Here is an 18,806-nt window from a genome sequence, read left to right on the forward strand (position 1 = left end):
TGCGGTTGTCGTGACCACTGGTTCTCAGTCGAGTCTCAGTCGAGGCCGCCGAGCACGTTCTGGTCCCAGTCGATCACCGATCCGGTGACCACGCCGGAGCGGTCGGACAGCAGGAGGACCACGAAGTCGGCGATCTCGTCCGGCTGGCCGAGCTTGCCCATCGGCAGCTTCGCCGCGGCCTCCTCCCGCCACTCGTCACCGGCGCCGTGGAACCTCCTCTGGGTGGCGTCCTCGCCCTCGGTCTCGGTCCAGCCGATGTTGAGCCCGTTGATCCGGATCCGGTCCCAGCGGTGCGCGTGCGCCGCGTTGCGGGTCAGGCCGATCAGACCGGCCTTCGCGGCGACGTACGGCGCCAGGAACGGCTGCCCGCCGTGCGCCGAGGACGTGATGATGTTGACGATCGTGCCGGGCGCCCTGCGGGCGACCATGTCCGCCACGGCGGCCTGCATCGCGAAGAACGGCGCCTTGAGGTTGATCGCGACGTGCTGGTCGAACAGCTCCGGCGTGGTGTCCAGGAGCGTGCCCCGCGAGGTCAGGCCCGCGGAGTTGACCAGGCAGTCGATCCGCCCGTACGCCGCGACCACGTCGCCCACGGCGGTGCTCGCCTGCCCGGCGTCCGCGAGGTCGGCGCGGATGAACATCGCCTTGCCGCCCTCGGCCGTCAGCTCCGACACCAGCGCCTCGCCCGGTGCCGGGCGGCGCCCGGTCAGGGCCACCACCGCGCCCTCGCGGACCGCCGCCCGCGCCACGGCGGCACCCACGCCCTGACTGCCGCCGTTGACGAGCACGACCTTGTCGTCCAGAAGTCCCATGCTGTCCCTGCCCTCTCAGCTTTCCCGGCGCCCGGCGTGGGCCCGCAGCTCGTGCCGTAGTGCCTCGGCAGTCCATCCCTCGCGCAGTGCGCGCCGTACGACGTCCGCCTGTGAGGGCGGGGCGAGTCCGTCGGCCGGCGGGTCGCTGTCGAGGTTGGTGGGGAAGGGGTAGCCCTCGGCGCTGGCGGCGATCACGTTCCCCAGCCACTGGTCGCCCGCCCCCTCGGCCCTGCGCGCGAGCAGCACGGGGTAGACCGCGCTCGTCACGGCCTCGCGGTCCACCGTCTCCATGGCCCGCCCGAACGCCGAGGACACCTGCAGCAGATTGGCCGTGCGCCGGATGTCCGCGGAGCGGTTGGTGCCGGCCGCGTGGAACACCGCCGGGTTGAAGAAGGCCGCGTCGCCCTTGGCGAGCGGGAGCTGGACGTGGTGGTCGTCGAAGTACGCCTGGAACTGAGGCAGCCGCCAGGCCAGATAGCCGGGCTCGTACTGCTGCGAGTACGGCAGATACAGCGTCGGTCCCGACTCCACCGGCATGTCGCAGTGGGCGACCGCGCCCTGCAGGGTGAGCACGGGGGACAGGACGTGCACATGGGCCGGGTAGGCGGCCGCCGCCTCGTTCGACAGGAAGCCCAGGTGGTAGTCGCGGTGCACGGTCTGCGCCTTGCCGCCCGGATTGACCACGTTGACCTGCGAGGTGACCTGGTAGCCGGGGCCGAGCCAGGCCGTCGAGACCAGCGCCAGGATGTCGTTGGCGTAGTAGTCGGCGAACGCCCCGGGGTCGTGCAGGGCCGCCTTCTCCAGCGCGTTCCACACCCGGTCGTTGGCGCCCGGCTTGGCGAAGTGGTCCCCGGCCCTCGCGCCCGAGGCGCGCTGCTCGGCGATCAGCGCGTCGAACACCGCGCTGAGCCGGTCGACGACGGACAGGTCGCCGAAGGCGCCCCGGAAGACCACGATGCCCGGGCCCTGCGTGAGCGCCCGGACCAGCTCGGCGCGCACGGGGCGCGACTCGGCCGTGCGCAGCCGGTCGCTGTCGTAGACCAGGACGCCCTGCTCCACCTCGGAGGCGTGCGGGTAGTCGGTGACGTCGGTGGTCCGCTCGACGAGCCGGCGCAGGTCAGCCAGGTCGCAGTCCTGTTCGGACAGCCAGGCACGGTGTTCCACAGGGGTGAGGGACATCGTCGTTCCTTCGCTCGGGGGTGCCGCACAGTGCTCGGTGACAGTCCTGGCGCGGCCCTGCCATTCTTGTCATGACAAACCTGTCGAACAACCAGCACGGTGCCATCAAAAACCCCTCAAGGAGCCGAGGTAAGGAGCCACGGATGGGCCACCCGTTCCCGATCCGGGAGATCGCACGTCAGGCGGGCCTGAGCGAGGCCACCGTGGACCGGGTCCTCAACGGCAGGGGAGGAGTGCGCGAGAGCACCGCACGGGAGGTCCAGCAGGCCATCGCCGACCTCGACCGGCAGCGCACCCAGGTCCGGCTCGTCGGCCGCACCTTCATGATCGACATCGTGATGCAGGCGCCGGAGCGGTTCTCCACCGCCGTACGCGCCGCCCTGGAGACGGAACTGCCCTCGCTGCACCCGGCCGTCGTGCGCTCGCGCTTCCACTTCCGCGAGACCGGGCCGGTGGCGGAGCTGACCGCCGTCCTGGACCGGATCGCCCGGCGCGGCTCGCAGGGCGTGATCCTCAAGGCGCCGGACGTCCCCGAGATCACGGCCGCCGTGGGCCGGCTCGCCGAGGCGGGCATCCCCGTCGTCACCCTGTTCACCGATCTGCCCGCCACCGCCCGCCTCGCCTACGTCGGCATCGACAACCGCGCGGCCGGCGCGACCGCCGCCTACCTCATGGGCCAGTGGCTGGGCGAACGCCCCGGCAATGTGCTCACCAGCCTCAGCAGTGGCTTCTTCCGCAACGAGGAGGAGCGCGAGATGGGCTTCCGCAGCGTCATGCGCGCCCGCCACCCGCAGCGGGCGCTGGTCGAGATCGCCGAGGGGCAGGGGCTCGACGCCACCCAGTACGACCTGGTCCGCGCCGCCCTCGAACGCGACCCGGACATCCGCGCCGTCTACTCCATCGGCGGCGGCAACAACGCCACCCTGCGCGCCTTCGAGGACCTCGGCCGCGAGTGCGCGGTGTTCGTCGCGCACGACCTCGACCACGACAACACCCGGCTGCTGCGCGCGAACCGCATCTCCGCCGTCCTCCACCACGACCTGCGCCAGGACATGCGCGAGTCCTGCCACACCGTCATGCGCGCCCACGGCGCCCTACCCCCCACGGGACCTACGCTCTCCTCAGCAATCCAGGTGGTGACGCCTTACAACATGCCGCCGCAGGTTGGGGGGTGAGTGAGTGGGGGGCGGCGTTGGGCGCGGGGTGTGGGTTGGGGAGGGGTCGTGGGTTGGGGAGGGGATCATCGGGGGAGTGGTGGGCCGCGGGTTGAGGCGGTGGGCGTGGGTTGACGAGAGGGGCGCGGGTTGAGGAGAGGGTTGATGACGAGGACGGAGCTCGTGGAGATCGAGGGCGTCCGCCTGCTCGCCACGCTCACCACGGGCGGCGAGGTCGGCCTGCTCGCGCTGCACGGCAGCAACGAGGGCGGCACGGCCGAGCTGGCCCGGTCCGTGGCCGAGCGCTGCGGCGCGACGAGTCTGGTCTTCACCCAGCCGGGCGTTCCGGAGCCGGTGCACATCCCCTCCCCGCGCATGGCGGTGGAGCACTGCGACCTGCTGCGGATGTTCCTGTCCCAGGTGACGGTCGCGGTCTCGCTGCACGGCCACATGAGACGGGCGACGCCGCGGTCCATCTTCCTCGGCGGCGCCAACCGCCCGGCGGCGCATCTGCTCGCCTCGGGCCTGAGTGCCCTGCGCCCGCAGTTCGACCCGGTCACCGACCTCGCCGAGATCCCGGCCTCGCTGCGCGGGGTGCACGCCAGGAACCCGGTGAACCTGCCCCGCCACGGGGGCGTTCAGGTCGAACTCCCGCTGTCTGCCCGCACCCGCAGACCCGGCTGGGACCCGGAGGTCCCCGACAACCCGCCGCGCCCCGTCGTCGACGCCCTCGTCGCCGGCGTCCGGTTGCTGGCCGCGAAGTCCGTCACGCCGCCGGGACGTTGACCCAGGCCCGGCCCCGCTCTCGGCCGACCGCACCATCGCCGCGACCGCGACCGCGACTGCGACCGCGACCGCGACAGCGCTGTGCACGGCCTCCTGCAGAGCGCCGGGCCTCGTTCACCTTCAGGTCGTCGTGCCCCCGGCATTCGCCGCGCCCCGTCGCCGACGCCCTCGTCGCCGGCGCACGGCTGCTAACCGCGAAGTCCGTCACGCCACCGGGACGTTGACCCAGGCCCCCCTCTCGGCCGACCGCACCATCGCCTCCACCGCGGCAGCACTGTGCACGGCGTCCGGCAATGTGGCCCCGCACGGTGTGCCCTCTGTGATCGAGCGTACGAAGCGGTGGGCCTCGATGACCTTCAGGTCGTCGTAGCCCATGGCGTTCGCCGCGCCCGGCTGGAACGCGGCGAACTCGCCCGCGCCCGGACCGACGTACACCGTGCTGACCGGCTGGTCCTGGTAGCCCGTGCCGCGGCTGACGCCCAGCTCGTTCATCCGGCGGAAGTCCCAGAAGACGGCGCCCTCGGTGCCGTGCACCTCGAAGCCGTAGTTGTTCTGCTCGCCGACCGAGACCCGGCAGGCCTCCAGGACGCCGCGGGCGCCGGAGGCGAAGCGCAGCAGGCAGTTGACGTAGTCCTCGTTCTCGACCGGGCCCAGCTCACCGCCGGTGGCGCGGGCGTGGCCCGCGGTGGCGCCGGTGGGGCGGGCCCGCTCGGGGATGAACACGGCCGTGTCGGCGGTCAGCGACTCGATGTCGCCGAGCAGGAAGCGGGCGAGGTCCGCGCCGTGCGAGGCGAGGTCGCCCAGCACCCCGCTGCCGCCGCGCTCCTTCTCGTAGCGCCAGGTCAGGGCACCCTCGGGGTGGGCGGCGTAGTCGCTGAACAGCCGGATGCGCAGGTGCGTGACCCGGCCGATCGCGCCCGAGGCGATGAGCTCGCGGGCCGTCTCGACGGCGGGCGCGTTGCGGTAGTTGAAGCCGACGGCGCCCTGGACGCCCGCCGCGGCGACCGCGTCGGCCACCGCCCGCGCGTCCGCCGTGCTCAGCCCGACCGGCTTCTCGATCCAGATGTGCTTGCCCGCCTCGGCCATCGCGACGCCGATCTCGCGGTGCAGGAAGTTCGGGGCGGTGATGGACACCGCCTGCACGCGCGGGTCCTTGGCGACCTCGCGCCAGTCCCGGGTGGTGGCCGCGAAGCCGAACTGCGCGGCGGCCTCCTCGGCCCGGCCCGGCACCTCCTCGGCGACGGTCACCAGCTGCGGGCGCAGGCCCAGCCGCGGGTAGTGGTGCAGGAGGCGGGCGTACGCCTGGGTGTGCACCCGGCCCATCCAGCCGAACCCGACGACGGCGACACCGAGCGTATCCACCATGACAGCCCCTCTTTGGACCGGTCCACAATCTGTCCACGCCACCCTGAAGGCCCGATTCCGAGGCTGTCAACCCTCCCCGGACCCTTTGACAAGCCTCAACCGTTCATGGAACGGTCCAGGCCATGAAACCGCCGACCATCCGCGACGTGGCCGAACGGGCCGGGGTGTCCAAGTCGCTGGTCTCCCTCGTGCTGCGCGGCTCGGGGCAGGTGCGGCCGGAGAAGCGGGACGCCGTGCTGCGGGCGGCGCGCGAGCTCGGCTACCGGCCCAACGAGGCGGCGCGCGCCCTCAGCGAGCAGCGCACGCGCACCGTCGGCGTGCTCCTCAATGATCTGCGCAACCCCTGGTTCGTCGACCTGCTCGACGGCCTCAACCCACTCCTGCACGACAGCGGTCTGCGCATGCTGCTGGCGGACGCCCGGCTCAACCGCCGCACCGGCCAGGACCCCGCCGAACCGCTCCTCGACCTGCGTGTGGACGGCCTGGTCGTCGTCGGCACCCTGCCCGACCCGGCCGCCCTCGGCACGGCCGCCGAACGGCTCCCGGTCGTCGTCGCGGGCGCCCGCGAACCGGTCCCGTCCGGCGTGGACGTCGTGGCGTGCGACGACGAGCGGGGCGCCCGGCTGGTCGCCGAGCACCTCATCGGGCTCGGCCACCGGCGCATCGCCCACATCGCGGGCTACGGCGCCGTCGGCGAACTGCGCAGACGCAGCTTCGAGACGACGATGGCGGCGCACGGCCTCGCCGGTCAGGCCCTGGTCGAGCCGAGCGACATGACCGAGGAGGGCGGCTACCGCACCACCGTCCGGCTGCTCAGCCGCCCCGAGCGGCCCACCGCCCTGTTCGCCGTCAACGACATCGCCTCCGTCGGCGCGCTCTCGGCCGCTGAGGAGCTGGGACTGCGCGTCCCGCAGGACGTGTCCGTCGTCGGCTGCGACAACACGAGCATCTCCCGGCTGCGCCACGTCTGGCTGACCACGGTCGACAACGCCGGGCACGAGATCGGCCGGCGCGCCGCCCGCTGTCTCCTGGACCGTTTCGAGCGGCCCGGCGGAGCGGGTCAACTGCACTTGACCGCACCGACGTTGGAGATCCGCGGCACGACCGCACCGCCACCGGCACAGTGAGCACCCTCGCGCAGGCGCCCACACACGGCCGGGTCCCCCGCACGGTCGACCCCGTGCACGGATCGACGGCGTACACCTTTGGAAGGGATCCGGAACCGTGCCGCCACCGGGAAATCACATGATGGCGCCACGGACCCGCCTTCCTGCCATAAGGTCTGCCGCGTGGGGACCGACATGGATGGCGCCATCGAAAGCCGCTCGGCCGACGGACGCTGGCAGATGGAGTTCGACCTTCTCGACTTCCGGCCGCCCCGGGACTACGTCGCCTGGGACTGTCTGTTCGGCGTGCGCGGGACGGGAGACGTGGAGCGCCCGCTCTTTCCCGGCCGCGGACTGCCGGACGACGTATCGGAGCCGGTACGGGAGCATGCGCACGGCGATCACCAGCACAGCCACACGCATCTCACCTGGGCCGAGGTGTGCGCGGTCGACTGGGACGAGCCGCTGGCCTCCCGGCCCGCCTGGTACTGGACGCACTGCTCGGACCCCGAGGGCGAGCACCTGGTCCGGGTGACGCCCACCCTGCGCGAGGCCGCCGGCAAGGTCTACGGGGGAGGCCTGCACCTGGCGCCGCCGGAGTGGCCCCCCGGCGCCGAGGTGCACCTGAACGGCGCGGTGTACCGGCCGGTGGTCCTCACCGCCCGGATGCTCGCCCCGCCGGACGAGGGATGCTGGGCAGAGGTATGGAGCGCCATGCGTGACCTCGCGGCCGAGCGGGGCGACGAGCACGTACGGCTCATCGTCTGGTTCGGTTGAACCGCGCACCCGGGAAGGGAGCCGACATGACCACCGACGCCACCGACGCCCTCGACACGACCGTCACCGACGAAGCGGTGAACAGCCTGGCCGGCACCGCCGACCCGCGCCTGCGCGAGCTGCTGACCGGACTCGTCCGCCATCTGCACGCCTTCGCCCGCGAGACGCGGCTGACGCAGGAGGAGTGGGAGCGGGCCGTCGCCTTCCTGACCGCGACCGGGCAGACCTGCACGGACACCCGGCAGGAGTTCATCCTCCTGTCCGACGTGCTGGGCCTGTCCATGCTGGTCGAGACGCTCAACGGCGACCGCGCCCCCGGCGCGACCGAGTCGACGGTCCTCGGGCCGTTCCACATGACCGAGTCCCCGGTCCGCGCCCTCGGCGCCGACATCGACCTGGTGGGCGGCGGCGAGCCCTGCGTGGTCAGCGGCCGGGTGCTGTCCCGGGACGGCACACCGCTGCCGGGCGCGCTCCTCGACGTCTGGCAGGCCGACGGCAACGGCTTCTACGACGTCCAGCGCCCGGACGTGCAGCCGCCGGGCAACGGCCGCGGACTGTTCACCGCCGACGCCGAGGGCCGCTTCTGGTTCCGCACCTGTGTGCCGAGCCCGTACCCGATCCCCACGGACGGCCCGGTCGGCGGCCTGCTGCGCGCGACCGGCCGCCACCCCTACCGCCCGGCCCACATCCACTTCATCGCCACGGCCGCCGGGCACACCCCCGTGACCACGCACATCTTCGTCGCGGGCAGTGACTATCTCGACTCCGACGCCGTGTTCGCCGTCAAGCCGAGCCTGGTGCAGGACTTCGCCGAGACGGACGATCCCGCGCTGGCGGGGGAGTTCGGCGTCGCGAACCCGTTCCGGCACGCCCGCTTCGACCTCGTACTGGAGCGGTCGTGAAGGGCGTCCTCGACTTCTCGCACCAGTCCCGGCCGGTCCGGGTCGTCTTCCGCTCCGGCGCCGCCACGAACGCGACCCCCGGCGAGGCCGCCGCCCTCGGACTGCGCCGGCTGCTGGTGGTCTGCGGCAGCCGCGGTGCGGCCACCGCACGCGCGGTCGCCGACGCATTGGGCCCCGCCTGTGTGGGCCTGCACGACGGCGCCCGGATGCACGTCCCCGTCGAGGCGGCCGACCGCGCCGTCGAGGCGGCCCGCGCGGCGGGCGCCGACGGCTGTGTGGCCGTCGGCGGCGGCTCCTCGATCGGCCTCGGCAAGGCGGTCGCCCTGCGCACCGGCCTGTCGCTGATGGCGGTGCCCTCCACCTACGCCGGCTCGGAGATGACCCCGGTCTGGGGCCTGACCGAGCACGGCGTCAAACGCACCGGCCGCGACCCCGTGGTCCTGCCGCGCAGCGTCGTCTACGACCCCGACCTCACCCTCTCCCTGCCGGTGCCGCTCTCCGTCACCAGCGGCATCAACGCGATCGCCCACGCCGTCGAGGCGCTGTACGCCCCCGACACCTCGCCGCTGATCGACCTGATCGCCGAGGAGGGCGTACGGGCCATGGCGGGCGCGCTGCCCGCGGTGGCCGCCGACCCGGAGTCCAAGGAGGCCCGCGGTCGCGCCCTGTACGGCGCCTGGCTGTGCGGCTCCTGCCTCGGCGCCACCACCATGGGCCTGCACCACAAGCTGTGCCACGTCCTGGGCGGCACCTTCAATCTGCCGCACGCCGAGACGCACACGGTGGTCCTGCCCTACACCCTCGCCTACAACGCGCTCGCGGCCCCGGACGCGTCCGCCGCCGTGGCCCGTGCCCTGGACGCGACGGACGCCCCACGCGCCCTCAAGGCCCTGGCCGAACGTCTCGGCGCCCCGCGCACACTGGCCGAACTGGGCCTGAAGGAAGCCGACTTGGCGGAGGCGGCCGCCCAGACCGCGGGTCAGGCGTACGCCAATCCACGGTCGGTCACGGCGGCGGACGCACTCGCGGTGCTCCGGGCGGCGTACGAGGGCGGCCCGCCGGAGTTCCCGGCGGCCTGAGCCACTGGAATTCCCGGCGGCCTGCCCTCCGCCCACGCCATCCGTGAACCCTGAGTGCGTCGCGCCCATCAGTGTGCGTGCAATACGGCAGACAAAATTGTTGACAATCTTGTTTGGCTAGATTTACGTTCGACACGCACTCACTCAGGGAGGGCAGCGATGCCGAACCAAGCCCGTCCGAGCACCGGAGAGCAGGCCAAACAGCATGCGTTCACGCAGCTGCGGCAGGCGATCCTGCACGGCGAGATGGCACCGGCGCAGCGGCTGGTGGAGAACGAACTCGCCGAGCAGTTCGGTGTGACACGGGCCAGCATCCGGGCGGCACTCATCGACCTGGAGGCCCAGGGCCTGGTCGAGCGGATCCGCAACCGCGGCTCGCGGGTGCGGGTGGTGACCGTCGAGGAGGCGGTCGCCATCACCGAGTGCCGCATGGTCCTCGAAGGGCTGTGCGCGGCCAAGGCGGCCACGCTGGCCAGTGACGAACAGCTCGCCGAGCTGACCGAACTGGGCACGGCGATGACCAAGGCCGTGGCCGACGGCGAGCCGGTGACCTACTCCGAGCTCAACCAGGAGCTGCACGCCAAGGTCCGGGACCTGTCCGGGCAGCGTACGGCGGTGGATCTGCTGGAGCGGCTCAACGCCCAACTGGTGCGCCACCGCTTCCAGTTGGCGCTTCGGCCGGGCCGCCCGCAGCACTCCCTGAACGAGCATCTGGCGATGATCGAGGCGATCAGGGCCAGGGATCCGCAGGCGGCCGAGGCGGCCGTCCGCGCCCACCTCACCAGCGTGATCGAGGCGCTGCGCGACTGACGCGACCGCGCCGGACGCGGGGGAGGCGGGCGCCCCACCCGTCCACCAAGGAGATTCGAGCATGACCCAGGCCAACGCGCCCGCCTCCCCGCCACCCGACGGCGCCGGCGCGGGGAGAACACCCGCACGCTCCACCCTGGTCGTCACCGCGCACGCCGGGGACTTCGTGTGGCGGGCCGGCGGCGCCATCGCCCTGGCCGCCTCGCGCGGGGAGAAGGTCACCATCGCCTGTCTGACCTTCGGCGAGCGCGGCGAGTCCGCCAAGGCGTGGCGCGAGGGCTGGAAGCTCGACGAGATCAAGGCGATACGCAGGGACGAGGCCGAGCGTGCCGCGGCCACCCTCGGCGCCGAGGTCCGCTTCTTCGACGCCGGTGACTATCCCCTGGTGGAGAGCGCCGAGTTGACGGACCGGCTCGTGACCGCCTACCGCGAGACCCAGCCCGACGTCGTGCTCACCCACCCGGCCGAGGACCCCTACAACGGCGACCACCCGGCCGCCCACCGCATGGCCCTGCAGGCCCGCATCCTCGCCCAGGCGATCGGCTACCCGGGCGAGGGCGACATCATCGGTGCCCCGCCGGTCTTCTACTTCGAGCCGCACCAGCCCGAGATGTGCGGCTTCACGCCCCAGGTGCTGCTCGACATCACCGAGGTCTGGGACACCAAGCGCAAGGCGATGGAGTGCCTCGCGGCCCAGCAGCACCTGTGGGACTACTACACGGACCTCGCCGTGCGCCGGGGCGTCCAGCTCAGGCGCAACGCCGGACCGAACCTCGGTCTGGCCCACAGGACCATGGCCGAGGCGTACATGCGTCCCTACCCCCAGATCGCGAAGGAGCTCGCATGAGCGGCGTCATCGTCACCAACCCCCCGAAGGCCGACGCCAAGGACGTCGAGGCGCTGGCCGGCTTCGGAGTGGCCACGGTCAGCGAGGCGATGGGGCGCACGGGCCTGCTGGGGCCCGGGATCCGGCCCATCCAGCAGGGCGTACGCGTCGCGGGCACCGCGGTGACCGTCCTGAGCTGGCCCGGCGACAACCTCATGATCCACGCGGCCGTGGAGCAGTGCGGCGAGGGCGACTTCCTCGTCGTCACCACCACCTCCCCCTCCACCGACGGCATGTTCGGCGAGCTGTTCGCGACCGCGCTGCACCGGCGGGGAGTGCGGGGACTGATCATCAACGCCGGCATCCGGGACACCCAGGAGCTGCGCGAGATGGGCTTTGCCGCCTGGTCCCGGGCGGTCTCCGCCCAGGGCACCGTCAAGGCCACCGGCGGTTCCGTCAACGTCCCCGTCGCCGTGGACGGTCAGGTGATCCGCCCCGGCGACGTGATCCTCGCCGACGACGACGGCGTGGTGGTCGTACCGCGCGAACGCGCACGGGAGGCGGCCGAGAGGTCGGAGGCCCGCGAGGCCAAGGAGGCCAAGTCCCGCGCCGCCTTCCTCGATGGCCAACTCGGGCTCGACCGCTACGGGTTGCGCGAGAAGCTGAAGGAACTCGGGGTCGAGTACAAGACGTTCGAGGAGTACGAGGGGGAGCGGCCGTGACCGAGGAACTGCCCTGTCTGCTGATGCGCGGCGGCACCTCCAAGGGTGCCTACTTCCTCGCCGACGACCTGCCGGCCGAACCCGCCCTGCGCGACGCCCTGTTGCTGCGCGTGATGGGCAGCCCGGACGAGCGCCAGATCGACGGCCTGGGCGGTGCGCACCCGCTCACCAGCAAGGTGGCCGTGGTCTCGCCGTCGGCCGATCCGCAGGCCGACGTCGACTACCTCTTCCTCCAGGTCGTGGTCGACCGGCCCGAGGTGAGCGACCGTCAGAACTGCGGGAACCTCCTGGCCGGCATCGGGCCGTTCGCCGTCGAGCGCGGACTCGTCCCGGCAGGGCAGGAGCACACCTCCGTCCGTATCCGCATGGTCAACAGCGGTGACTACGCGACGGCGACCTTCCCGACCCCGGGCGGCCGGGTCGACTACACGGGCGACGCCGAGATCTCCGGCGTGCCCGGGACGGCCGCCGCCGTGGTGATCGAGTTCCCGCCGAGCGTGAACCCGCTGCTGCCCACCGGCCGTGTCCGCGACGAGATCCAGGGCGTGCCCGTGACCTGCGTGGACAACGGCATGCCGACCGTGCTCATCGCGGCCTCGTCCCTGAAGGTCACCGGCTACGAGTCGCCCGAGGAACTGGAGAAGGACGGCGCGCTCGCCGACCGGCTGCGCGAGATCCGGCTGGAGGCCGGCCGGCTGATGGGCCTCGGCGACGTCTCCGGCACCACCGTGCCCAAGCTGACACTGCTCGCCCCGCCCCGGGACGGCGGCGCGGTCACCACCCGCACCTTCATCCCGATCCGCTGCCACACGTCGATCGGCGTGCTCGGCGCCGCCAGTGTGGCCGCCGGGCTGCGGATCGAGGGCAGCGTGGGCGCGGACCTCGCGCGCGTCGACCCGGGCGAGGACCGCGTCCGTATCGAACACCCCACGGGATTCCTGGACATCGAGAGCAGCCTCACCGCCCCGCCCGGGGAACTGCCCACCGCCCGCCGCACCGCCGTGGTGCGCACCGCCCGCAAGATCTTCGACGGCACCGTCTTCCCGCGGTCCGCCGACACGGCACCCCTCCCCACTAACGACCCGCAGGACCAAGGAGGTCAGCGATGACACCGCCGCTCGGCGACATCGCCCACGTCGGCCATGCCCAGCTGTTCACCCCCGATCTGGACGCCAGCGTCGCCTTCTTCACCGACTTCCTCGGCCTGACGGTCAACGGCGAGGACGGCGACACGGTCTACCTGCGGACCTTCGACGACTACGAGCACCACAGCCTGGTCCTCACCGCCCGCGAGCAGCCCGGCCTCGGCCGGCTCGCCCTGCGCAGCTCCAGCGAGGAGGCACTGCACCGCCGTGTCGAGGCCGTCGAGGCGGCGGGCGGCAGCGGCAAGTGGGTCGAGGACGAACCCGGCCTCGGCAGGCTGTACCTGACCACGGACCCCGACGGCCACGAGCACGCCCTGTACTGGGAGAGCGAGCACTACCAGGCTCCCGAGGAACTCAGGCCCGCGCTGAAGAACCAGCCGCAGGCCAAGCCCAACCGGGGCGTGGGCGTGCGCCGTCTGGACCACATCAACTTCCTCGCCGCGGACGTGCTCGCCAACGCCGAGTTCCAGCAACAGGTGCTGGGCGCCCGGCCGACCGAGCAGATCCGGCTCGACTCCGGGCGGATCGCGGCGCGTTGGCTGACGTACACGAACAAGTCGTACGACGTCGTCTACACCGAGGACTGGACCGGCTCCGAGGGCCGGCTGCACCACATCGCCTTCGCCACCGACACCCGCGAGGACGTGCTGCGTGCCGCCGATCTCGCCATCGACAGCGGCGTGTTCATCGAGACGGGCCCGCACAAGCACGCCATCCAGCAGACGTTCTTCCTCTACGTCTACGAACCGGGCGGCAACCGCATCGAGCTGTGCAACCCGCTCACCCGGCTCGTCCTCGCGCCGGACTGGCCGCTGATCACCTGGACGGAGGAGGAGCGCAAGAAGGGGCAGGCCTGGGGCCTGAAGACCATCGAGTCCTTCCATACGCACGGGACGCCTCCGGTCGCGTAGCAGGTCGCTGGCGGGACCCGGCCCGGATCGCCCACAGAGCCACGGCTCGACCGTCAGCCGGCTTGATTGTCGATGAGATTGTTGACAAAAACGTTGACTGTTGAGTCGTGGCTCCCTAGCGTCTAGCCACCCCGCACGAGAGGAAGAACAACGATGTCCCGCCTCGCCCCATCCGCCCGCGGCAGCCGGTTGGCCCTTCTGGTCGTCGGACTGTGCTGGCTCGCCGTGCTCTTCGACGGCCTCGACATGTTCATCTACGGCTCGGTGCTGCCGCACCTGCTGGAGACGAAGACCTTCGGCATCACCGCCGACCAGGCGGGCGACCTGGGCAGCTACGCCACCTTCGGCATGCTGGTCGGCGCCCTGACCGCGGGGACCGTCGCGGACCGGATCGGCCGCAAGAGGCTGATGATCGGCTGTGTGACGCTGTTCTCGCTGGCCTCCGGGATCTGCGCCCTCTCCGGCAGCGTCGCCGTCTTCGGCCTCGGCCGGACCCTGGCGGGCGTCGGCCTCGGGGGCCTGCTGCCCACCGCCATCAGCATGGTCTCCGACTACGCGCCGCGCGGCCGCGGCGCCCTCGTCATCGGCCTGCTGATGACCGCGCACCACGCGGGCGGCATCCTCTCGGCGTACGTGGCCAAGTGGCTGGTGGACCCGGTCGGCTGGCGCGCCGCCTTCTGGGTCTGCGTCGTCCCGCTCGCCTTCGCCCCGGTGCTGGTCAAGCTCCTGCCCGAGTCGCTGAGCTTCCTCGTCGCCAAGGGCCGCACCGACGAGGCGCACGCACTGGCCGCCCGCTACGACGTCGAACTGCCCGCCGCCGACGGCAAGAAGAGTGCCGCCGACCGCTGGGACGCGCTGCTCGCCCTCTTCCGCGGCCGCGAGTGGATCCAGACCCTGCTGTACTGGCTGGCCTCCTTCGGCGGCCTGCTCCTGGTCTACGGCGTCGCCACCTGGCTGCCCACCCTGATGCGCACCGAGGGCTACGAACTCGCCAGCGCGCTGACCTTCGTCGTCGTCTTCAACCTCGGCGGCATCGTGGGCATGCTGGTCGCGGGCCGGGCCGCCGACACCTTCGGCGCCCCGCGCATCTCGGCGATCTGGTTCGCGCTCACCGCGGCCGGTGTCTACCTGCTCAGCGTCCACCTGCCGATGGGCGTCACCACCCTGGTCGTCTTCCTCACCGGCGTCTTCCTCAACAGCGCCCAGACGATGATCTACGCCACCGTCTCGATCCGCTCCACCCCGGACAACCGCGCCACCGCCGTCGGCTGGACCTCCGGCATGGGCCGCTTCGGCGCCGTCTTCGGCCCGTGGCTCGGCGGCCAACTGCTCGCCGCGGGCCACGGCGACTGGGGCTTCACCGCCTTCGCACTCGCCGGCCTGTCGTCCATGGTCTTCATCGGCATCGCCGCCCTGCGCACCGCCCGTCCGGGCGCCCGCGCCGGCGTCGACCAGGAACTGGTCACCGCCCACTGACCTGCGCAAGGCGTACGGCTGGGGGAAATCCCCCAGACGAACACGGAGGTCAGCCGCGTTCCGGGGGCCGGGCCGCGCGCATAGCTTCGGTGGCATGAGCACAGCCACCAAGGAGCACCGATGATCGAAGCGCGCGGTCTCAGCAAACGGTACGGCCCGACCCTCGCCGTGGACGGCCTCGGCTTCGACGTCCGGCCGGGCGCCGTCACCGGCTTCCTCGGCCCCAACGGGTCCGGGAAATCCACCACCATGCGCCTGATCATGGGCCTGGACCGCCCCGACGCGGGCACCGTCCGCATCGACGGCCGGGCCTACCACCAGCTGCGCCGACCCCTGTGCGAGGTCGGCGCACTGCTGGAGGCCCGCACCTACCACCCGGGCCGCAGCGCCGAGAAGCACCTGGCGGCACTCGCCGCCGCCAACGGCATCGCCCGCTCCCGGGTGGCCGCCGTCCTGGACACCGTCGGCCTGACCGACGTGGCCCGCAAGCGGGCCGGCGGCTTCTCGCTCGGCATGGCCCAACGGCTCGGCATCGCCGCCGCGTTGCTCGGCGACCCGGCCGTGCTGCTCTTCGACGAGCCGGTCAACGGGCTCGACCCGCAGGGCGTGCGCTGGATCCGCGAACTGATGAAGTCCCTGGCGGCCGAGGGGCGCACCGTCCTGCTCTCCAGCCACCTCATCAGCGAAATGGCCCTGACCGCCGACCACTTGATCGTGATCGGGCAGGGGCGGCTGCTCGCCGACACCAGCGTCGCCGAACTGACCGCGGGCGGGCGGACGTTGGAGGAGGCCTTCTTCGCGATCACCGGGAGCAGTGCCGAGTACCGGGGCGTCGCCCCCGCCGAGCACAGGAGGCAGCCGTGAGCGCCGTACGGACGGGACTTCCCGTGGGCCACCACCGCTTCACGTTCACGCATGCCGCACGCATGGAGTGGATCAAACTGAGCAGCCTGCGCTCGACGCTGTGGGCGCTGCTCGCCACCGTGGCTGGGATGATCGCCATCGGGGTGGTCACGATGGCCAACACCAAGGCGCCGGGCGCGGACCACGTGGACACCTTCGACCCGGTCAACAACGTGCTGGCCGGGATCGCCCTCGGCCAGATGATCGTCGGCGTGCTGGGCGTGCTCGTGATGACGGGCGAGTACGCGTCCGGCGCGATCAGATCCACCCTCGCCGCGGTCCCCGACCGGCCGGTCCTGCTCGCCGCCAAGGCCGGTGTCCTCGGCCTGCTCACGCTGATGGTCGGCGAGATCGTCACCTTCGCCACCTTCCTGGCCGGGCGGCTCGCACTGACCGACGCGGTGCCCCGGCCGGGGATCGGCGATCCCGGGGTGCTGCGGGCACTCGTCCTGTCGGGCGCCTACCTCGCGATGGTCGGCCTGCTCGGCCTCGCGCTGGGCACGGTGGTGCGGCACACCGCCCTGGCCGTCGGACTGCTGGTCGGGGTGCTGTACGTCGTCCCCGCGGTGTTCTCCGGACTGACCGGGATGACCGTCGCGAAGTTCTTCCCGACCATGATCGCGGCGAACTCCCTGGCCGTGAGCAAGTCAGTCGCGGGATGTCTGTCGCCGTGGGCGGGGTTCGCGGTGCTGTGTCTCTACGTGGCGGTCGCGCTCGGGGTGGGCGGACGGCTGCTGGTACGCCGTGACGCGTAGCCACGTCCTGCCTGACCGGCGCGGACGACGAGCGGGAACGGGACACTGGGACCATGCGTGACACACAGACGGGGGCGGCACGGCTGCGGGGCGTGCTGCGGGCTCCGTTCACCCGGCGGGCCTGGTGCGAGGCCGCGTACTGCCTGGCCGGCTTTCCGGTCGCCCTCGTGGGGTTCGTGCTCGTCCTCGTGCTGCTCGCCCTCGGTGCCGGGCTCACCGTCTCGCTCGTCGGCGCCGTACTGGGGCTGCTCTTCGTGGTCGTCGCGACCGCGCTGGGCCGGGCGTTCGCCGGGGTGCACCGCACACTGGCGGTCGGCCTGCTGGGGGAGCGGGTGGCCGCACCGCCGCGACTGCGGCCCACGGGGCGGATGTTCGCGCGGCTCGACACACGGCTGCGGGACGCCGCGGGATGGCGCTCGGTGGCGTACGTCCTCGTCAAGCTGCCCGTCGCCGCCGTCCAGTGGTACGCGCTGACCTGGTGGGTCACCGGCCTGGTCAATCTGTCCGCGCCGCTGCGCTGGGCGGCCTTCGGACAGCGCCCGCACCCCGGCCAGGAGGGCATGGCGACCATCACACCGATCCCGGCCGGCGGCGGCGCCCCGCACAGCACCTCCTTCGCGGGGACCTTCGTGGCCGCCGCGATCGGCGCCGCCACCCTGCTCGCGGCGCCGTGGGTCACCCGCGGCATCGTCGCCGTGGACCGCTGGCTGGTCCGCGCGCTGCTGGGCCCGAGCGAACTCGCCCAGCGCGTACGGAACCTGGAGGAGACCCGGGCGCTCGCCGTCGACGACTCCGCGGCCCTGCTGCGCCGGCTGGAGCGGGATCTGCACGACGGCGCGCAGGTACGGCTCGTCGCGCTGGCGATGAGCCTCGACATGGCGAAGGAGCGACTGGGCGCCGAGGGCGAACCGGTCGCCGACCCCGAGCGGCTGCGCCGGCTGATCGAGACCGCCCACACCAATGCCACCGAGGCCCTCACCGAGCTGCGCGACCTGTCCCGCGGCATCCATCCGCCCGTCCTGGACGACGGTCTGCCCGACGCCCTCGCGACGCTCGCGGCGCGCAGCACCGTACCCGTGGAGCTGGCCGTGGACCTCCCCGAGCGGCCCACCCCGGCGATCGAGACCATCGCGTACTTCTGCGCCGCCGAGCTGCTGACGAACGTCATCAAGCACAGCGGCGCCCGCCGGGTGGTCCTGCGCGTGGACCAGGAGGAGGGACTGCTGCGGCTGCGCGTCACCGACGACGGGCAGGGCGGGGCGACGGTCGGGGCGGGCAGCGGTCTGACGGGGCTGCTGCAGCGGGTGCGCACGGTCGACGGCACCCTGGACATCAGCAGCCCGCAGGGCGGGCCCACGGCGGTGACCGTGTCGCTGCCGCCGCACGCGTGAACGCCGGTCAGGAGCCGAGGTCGTGAGAGAGTGCCCCGTATGCGCGTCGTGATCGCCGAAGATGCTGCGGTGCTGCGGGAGTTGCTGGCACTGATGCTCACCGACCGCGGCCATGAGGTGTGCGCCGCCGTCGGTGACGCGGACGCGCTCACGGCGGCCGTGACCGAGCACCGGCCGGACGTCGCCGTCGTCGACATCCGGATGCCGCCCACCCACACCGACGAGGGCCTGCGCGCCGCCATCGACATCCGGCGGGCGCATCCCGGCACCGGGGTGCTGCTGTTCTCCCAGTACATCGAGACGAAGTACGCGCGCAGGCTGCTGGCCGCGGGCTCGGCGGGCGTCGGCTATCTGCTCAAGGACCGGGTCGCGAACGTCGCCGAGTTCACCGAGGCCCTAAACCGAGTGGCGGACGGCGGCACCGCCCTCGACCCCGAGGTCGTCACCCAGCTCGCGGGCGCGGCCCGCCGCACCGAGGACCTCGACACACTCACCGCACGCGAGCGCCAGGTCCTCGCCCTGATGGCCGAAGGCCGGTCGAACGCCGCGATCGCCCAGGCCCTCGTGGTGTCCGCCGGCACGGTGGAGAAGCATGTGGCCGCCGTCTTCGGCAAGTTGGGCGTGCCGGCGTCGGAGGACGCCAACCGGCGGGTGCTGGCGGTGCTGCGCTACCTGGGGGCGTGAGCCGCGGGGCGCCGGAGCATCAG

Annotated in this window: 19 protein-coding genes; 16 read left to right on the forward strand and 3 right to left on the reverse strand. The window is 72.5% G+C overall.

The genetic code is table 11. From position 1 onward, the window contains the following. Window positions 1-35: 35 nt before the first annotated feature. Both MQN93_RS38640 and MQN93_RS38645 read right to left on the reverse strand, forming a co-directional pair. A complete protein-coding gene (locus MQN93_RS38640) occupies window positions 36-812 on the reverse strand; it encodes an SDR family oxidoreductase (protein WP_242713152.1) in 777 nt (258 codons plus the stop codon). Window positions 813-827: 15 nt separating this feature from the next. Continuing rightward, window positions 828-1,991 (reverse strand): phytanoyl-CoA dioxygenase family protein, encoded by a 1,164-nt coding sequence (locus MQN93_RS38645; RefSeq protein ID WP_242713153.1) that lies wholly within the window; start codon window positions 1,989-1,991, stop codon window positions 828-830. Between the two features lie 143 nt (window positions 1,992-2,134). Between MQN93_RS38645 and MQN93_RS38650 the strand changes: the two genes are divergently transcribed. Both MQN93_RS38650 and MQN93_RS38655 read left to right on the forward strand, forming a co-directional pair. Beyond that, window positions 2,135-3,166, forward strand: coding sequence for a LacI family DNA-binding transcriptional regulator (locus MQN93_RS38650; RefSeq protein WP_242713154.1), 1,032 nt, complete (start codon window positions 2,135-2,137; stop codon window positions 3,164-3,166). 144 nt (window positions 3,167-3,310) lie between these two features. Beyond that, on the forward strand, window positions 3,311-3,931 hold the full coding sequence (locus tag MQN93_RS38655; protein ID WP_016431196.1) for a poly-gamma-glutamate hydrolase family protein: 621 nt from the start codon (window positions 3,311-3,313) through the stop codon (window positions 3,929-3,931). A 204-nt stretch (window positions 3,932-4,135) separates the two neighbouring features. Here the strand turns inward: MQN93_RS38655 and MQN93_RS38660 are convergent, their stop codons facing one another. Further along, window positions 4,136-5,296 (reverse strand): Gfo/Idh/MocA family protein, encoded by a 1,161-nt coding sequence (locus MQN93_RS38660; RefSeq protein ID WP_242713155.1) that lies wholly within the window; start codon window positions 5,294-5,296, stop codon window positions 4,136-4,138. 122 nt (window positions 5,297-5,418) lie between these two features. Here MQN93_RS38660 and MQN93_RS38665 point away from each other — a divergent pair, with 122 nt between their 5' ends. From MQN93_RS38665 to MQN93_RS38730, 14 genes are all read left to right on the forward strand, one after another. Next, a complete protein-coding gene (locus MQN93_RS38665; RefSeq protein ID WP_242713156.1) occupies window positions 5,419-6,423 on the forward strand; it encodes a LacI family DNA-binding transcriptional regulator in 1,005 nt (334 codons plus the stop codon). 162 nt (window positions 6,424-6,585) lie between these two features. Beyond that, entirely contained in the window at window positions 6,586-7,179 is a 594-nt protein-coding gene (locus MQN93_RS38670; RefSeq protein ID WP_242713157.1) for a hypothetical protein, read from the forward strand. A 26-nt stretch (window positions 7,180-7,205) separates the two neighbouring features. Beyond that, entirely contained in the window at window positions 7,206-8,081 is an 876-nt protein-coding gene (locus tag MQN93_RS38675) for an intradiol ring-cleavage dioxygenase (RefSeq protein WP_016431192.1), read from the forward strand. After that, window positions 8,078-9,160, forward strand: coding sequence for a maleylacetate reductase (locus MQN93_RS38680; protein ID WP_242713158.1), 1,083 nt, complete (start codon window positions 8,078-8,080; stop codon window positions 9,158-9,160). The genes MQN93_RS38675 and MQN93_RS38680 overlap by 4 nt, the downstream gene beginning before the upstream one ends. A gap of 159 nt (window positions 9,161-9,319) precedes the next feature. Continuing rightward, window positions 9,320-9,970, forward strand: a complete 651-nt coding sequence (locus tag MQN93_RS38685) for a GntR family transcriptional regulator (RefSeq protein WP_016431190.1) — start codon at window positions 9,320-9,322, stop codon at window positions 9,968-9,970. A 61-nt stretch (window positions 9,971-10,031) separates the two neighbouring features. Beyond that, window positions 10,032-10,817, forward strand: coding sequence for a PIG-L deacetylase family protein (locus MQN93_RS38690; protein WP_242713159.1), 786 nt, complete (start codon window positions 10,032-10,034; stop codon window positions 10,815-10,817). Beyond that, entirely contained in the window at window positions 10,814-11,518 is a 705-nt protein-coding gene (locus MQN93_RS38695; protein WP_242713160.1) for a 4-carboxy-4-hydroxy-2-oxoadipate aldolase/oxaloacetate decarboxylase, read from the forward strand. Before MQN93_RS38690 ends, MQN93_RS38695 begins: the two co-directional genes overlap by 4 nt. Then, window positions 11,515-12,627, forward strand: a complete 1,113-nt coding sequence (locus tag MQN93_RS38700) for a 4-oxalomesaconate tautomerase (RefSeq protein ID WP_308404514.1) — start codon at window positions 11,515-11,517, stop codon at window positions 12,625-12,627. The genes MQN93_RS38695 and MQN93_RS38700 overlap by 4 nt, the downstream gene beginning before the upstream one ends. Continuing rightward, entirely contained in the window at window positions 12,624-13,574 is a 951-nt protein-coding gene (locus MQN93_RS38705; protein ID WP_242713161.1) for a catechol 2,3-dioxygenase, read from the forward strand. Before MQN93_RS38700 ends, MQN93_RS38705 begins: the two co-directional genes overlap by 4 nt. 153 nt (window positions 13,575-13,727) lie before the next feature. Continuing rightward, a complete protein-coding gene (locus MQN93_RS38710) occupies window positions 13,728-15,050 on the forward strand; it encodes an MFS transporter (protein ID WP_016431185.1) in 1,323 nt (440 codons plus the stop codon). 120 nt (window positions 15,051-15,170) lie between these two features. After that, window positions 15,171-15,914, forward strand: a complete 744-nt coding sequence (locus tag MQN93_RS38715; protein ID WP_016431184.1) for an ABC transporter ATP-binding protein — start codon at window positions 15,171-15,173, stop codon at window positions 15,912-15,914. Further along, window positions 15,911-16,708 carry an ABC transporter permease gene (locus tag MQN93_RS38720; RefSeq protein WP_242713162.1) on the forward strand — a complete coding sequence of 266 codons (798 nt, stop codon included), beginning with the start codon at window positions 15,911-15,913 and terminating at the stop codon, window positions 16,706-16,708. The genes MQN93_RS38715 and MQN93_RS38720 overlap by 4 nt, the downstream gene beginning before the upstream one ends. Before the next feature lie 53 nt (window positions 16,709-16,761). After that, window positions 16,762-18,099 (forward strand): sensor histidine kinase, encoded by a 1,338-nt coding sequence (locus tag MQN93_RS38725; RefSeq protein WP_242713163.1) that lies wholly within the window; start codon window positions 16,762-16,764, stop codon window positions 18,097-18,099. A gap of 39 nt (window positions 18,100-18,138) precedes the next feature. Further along, on the forward strand, window positions 18,139-18,783 hold the full coding sequence (locus MQN93_RS38730; RefSeq protein ID WP_242713164.1) for a response regulator transcription factor: 645 nt from the start codon (window positions 18,139-18,141) through the stop codon (window positions 18,781-18,783). Window positions 18,784-18,806 lie beyond the last annotated feature (23 nt).

Source organism: Streptomyces spinosisporus (genome assembly GCF_022698145.1).
Taxonomy (GTDB): Bacteria; Actinomycetota; Actinomycetes; order Streptomycetales; family Streptomycetaceae; genus Streptomyces; species Streptomyces spinosisporus.

Coding starts and splice junctions, on each gene's coding strand:
- MQN93_RS38660 (WP_242713155.1), bottom strand. CDS start 5,296: ATGGTGGATACGCTCGGTGTCGCCGTCGTCGGGTTCGGCTGGATGGGC.
- MQN93_RS38675 (WP_016431192.1), top strand. CDS start 7,206: ATGACCACCGACGCCACCGACGCCCTCGACACGACCGTCACCGACGAA.
- MQN93_RS38650 (WP_242713154.1), top strand. CDS start 2,135: ATGGGCCACCCGTTCCCGATCCGGGAGATCGCACGTCAGGCGGGCCTG.
- MQN93_RS38730 (WP_242713164.1), top strand. CDS start 18,139: ATGCGCGTCGTGATCGCCGAAGATGCTGCGGTGCTGCGGGAGTTGCTG.
- MQN93_RS38685 (WP_016431190.1), top strand. CDS start 9,320: ATGCCGAACCAAGCCCGTCCGAGCACCGGAGAGCAGGCCAAACAGCAT.
- MQN93_RS38640 (WP_242713152.1), bottom strand. CDS start 812: ATGGGACTTCTGGACGACAAGGTCGTGCTCGTCAACGGCGGCAGTCAG.
- MQN93_RS38645 (WP_242713153.1), bottom strand. CDS start 1,991: ATGTCCCTCACCCCTGTGGAACACCGTGCCTGGCTGTCCGAACAGGAC.
- MQN93_RS38710 (WP_016431185.1), top strand. CDS start 13,728: ATGTCCCGCCTCGCCCCATCCGCCCGCGGCAGCCGGTTGGCCCTTCTG.
- MQN93_RS38690 (WP_242713159.1), top strand. CDS start 10,032: ATGACCCAGGCCAACGCGCCCGCCTCCCCGCCACCCGACGGCGCCGGC.
- MQN93_RS38665 (WP_242713156.1), top strand. CDS start 5,419: ATGAAACCGCCGACCATCCGCGACGTGGCCGAACGGGCCGGGGTGTCC.
- MQN93_RS38725 (WP_242713163.1), top strand. CDS start 16,762: ATGCGTGACACACAGACGGGGGCGGCACGGCTGCGGGGCGTGCTGCGG.
- MQN93_RS38715 (WP_016431184.1), top strand. CDS start 15,171: ATGATCGAAGCGCGCGGTCTCAGCAAACGGTACGGCCCGACCCTCGCC.
- MQN93_RS38705 (WP_242713161.1), top strand. CDS start 12,624: ATGACACCGCCGCTCGGCGACATCGCCCACGTCGGCCATGCCCAGCTG.
- MQN93_RS38695 (WP_242713160.1), top strand. CDS start 10,814: ATGAGCGGCGTCATCGTCACCAACCCCCCGAAGGCCGACGCCAAGGAC.
- MQN93_RS38655 (WP_016431196.1), top strand. CDS start 3,311: ATGACGAGGACGGAGCTCGTGGAGATCGAGGGCGTCCGCCTGCTCGCC.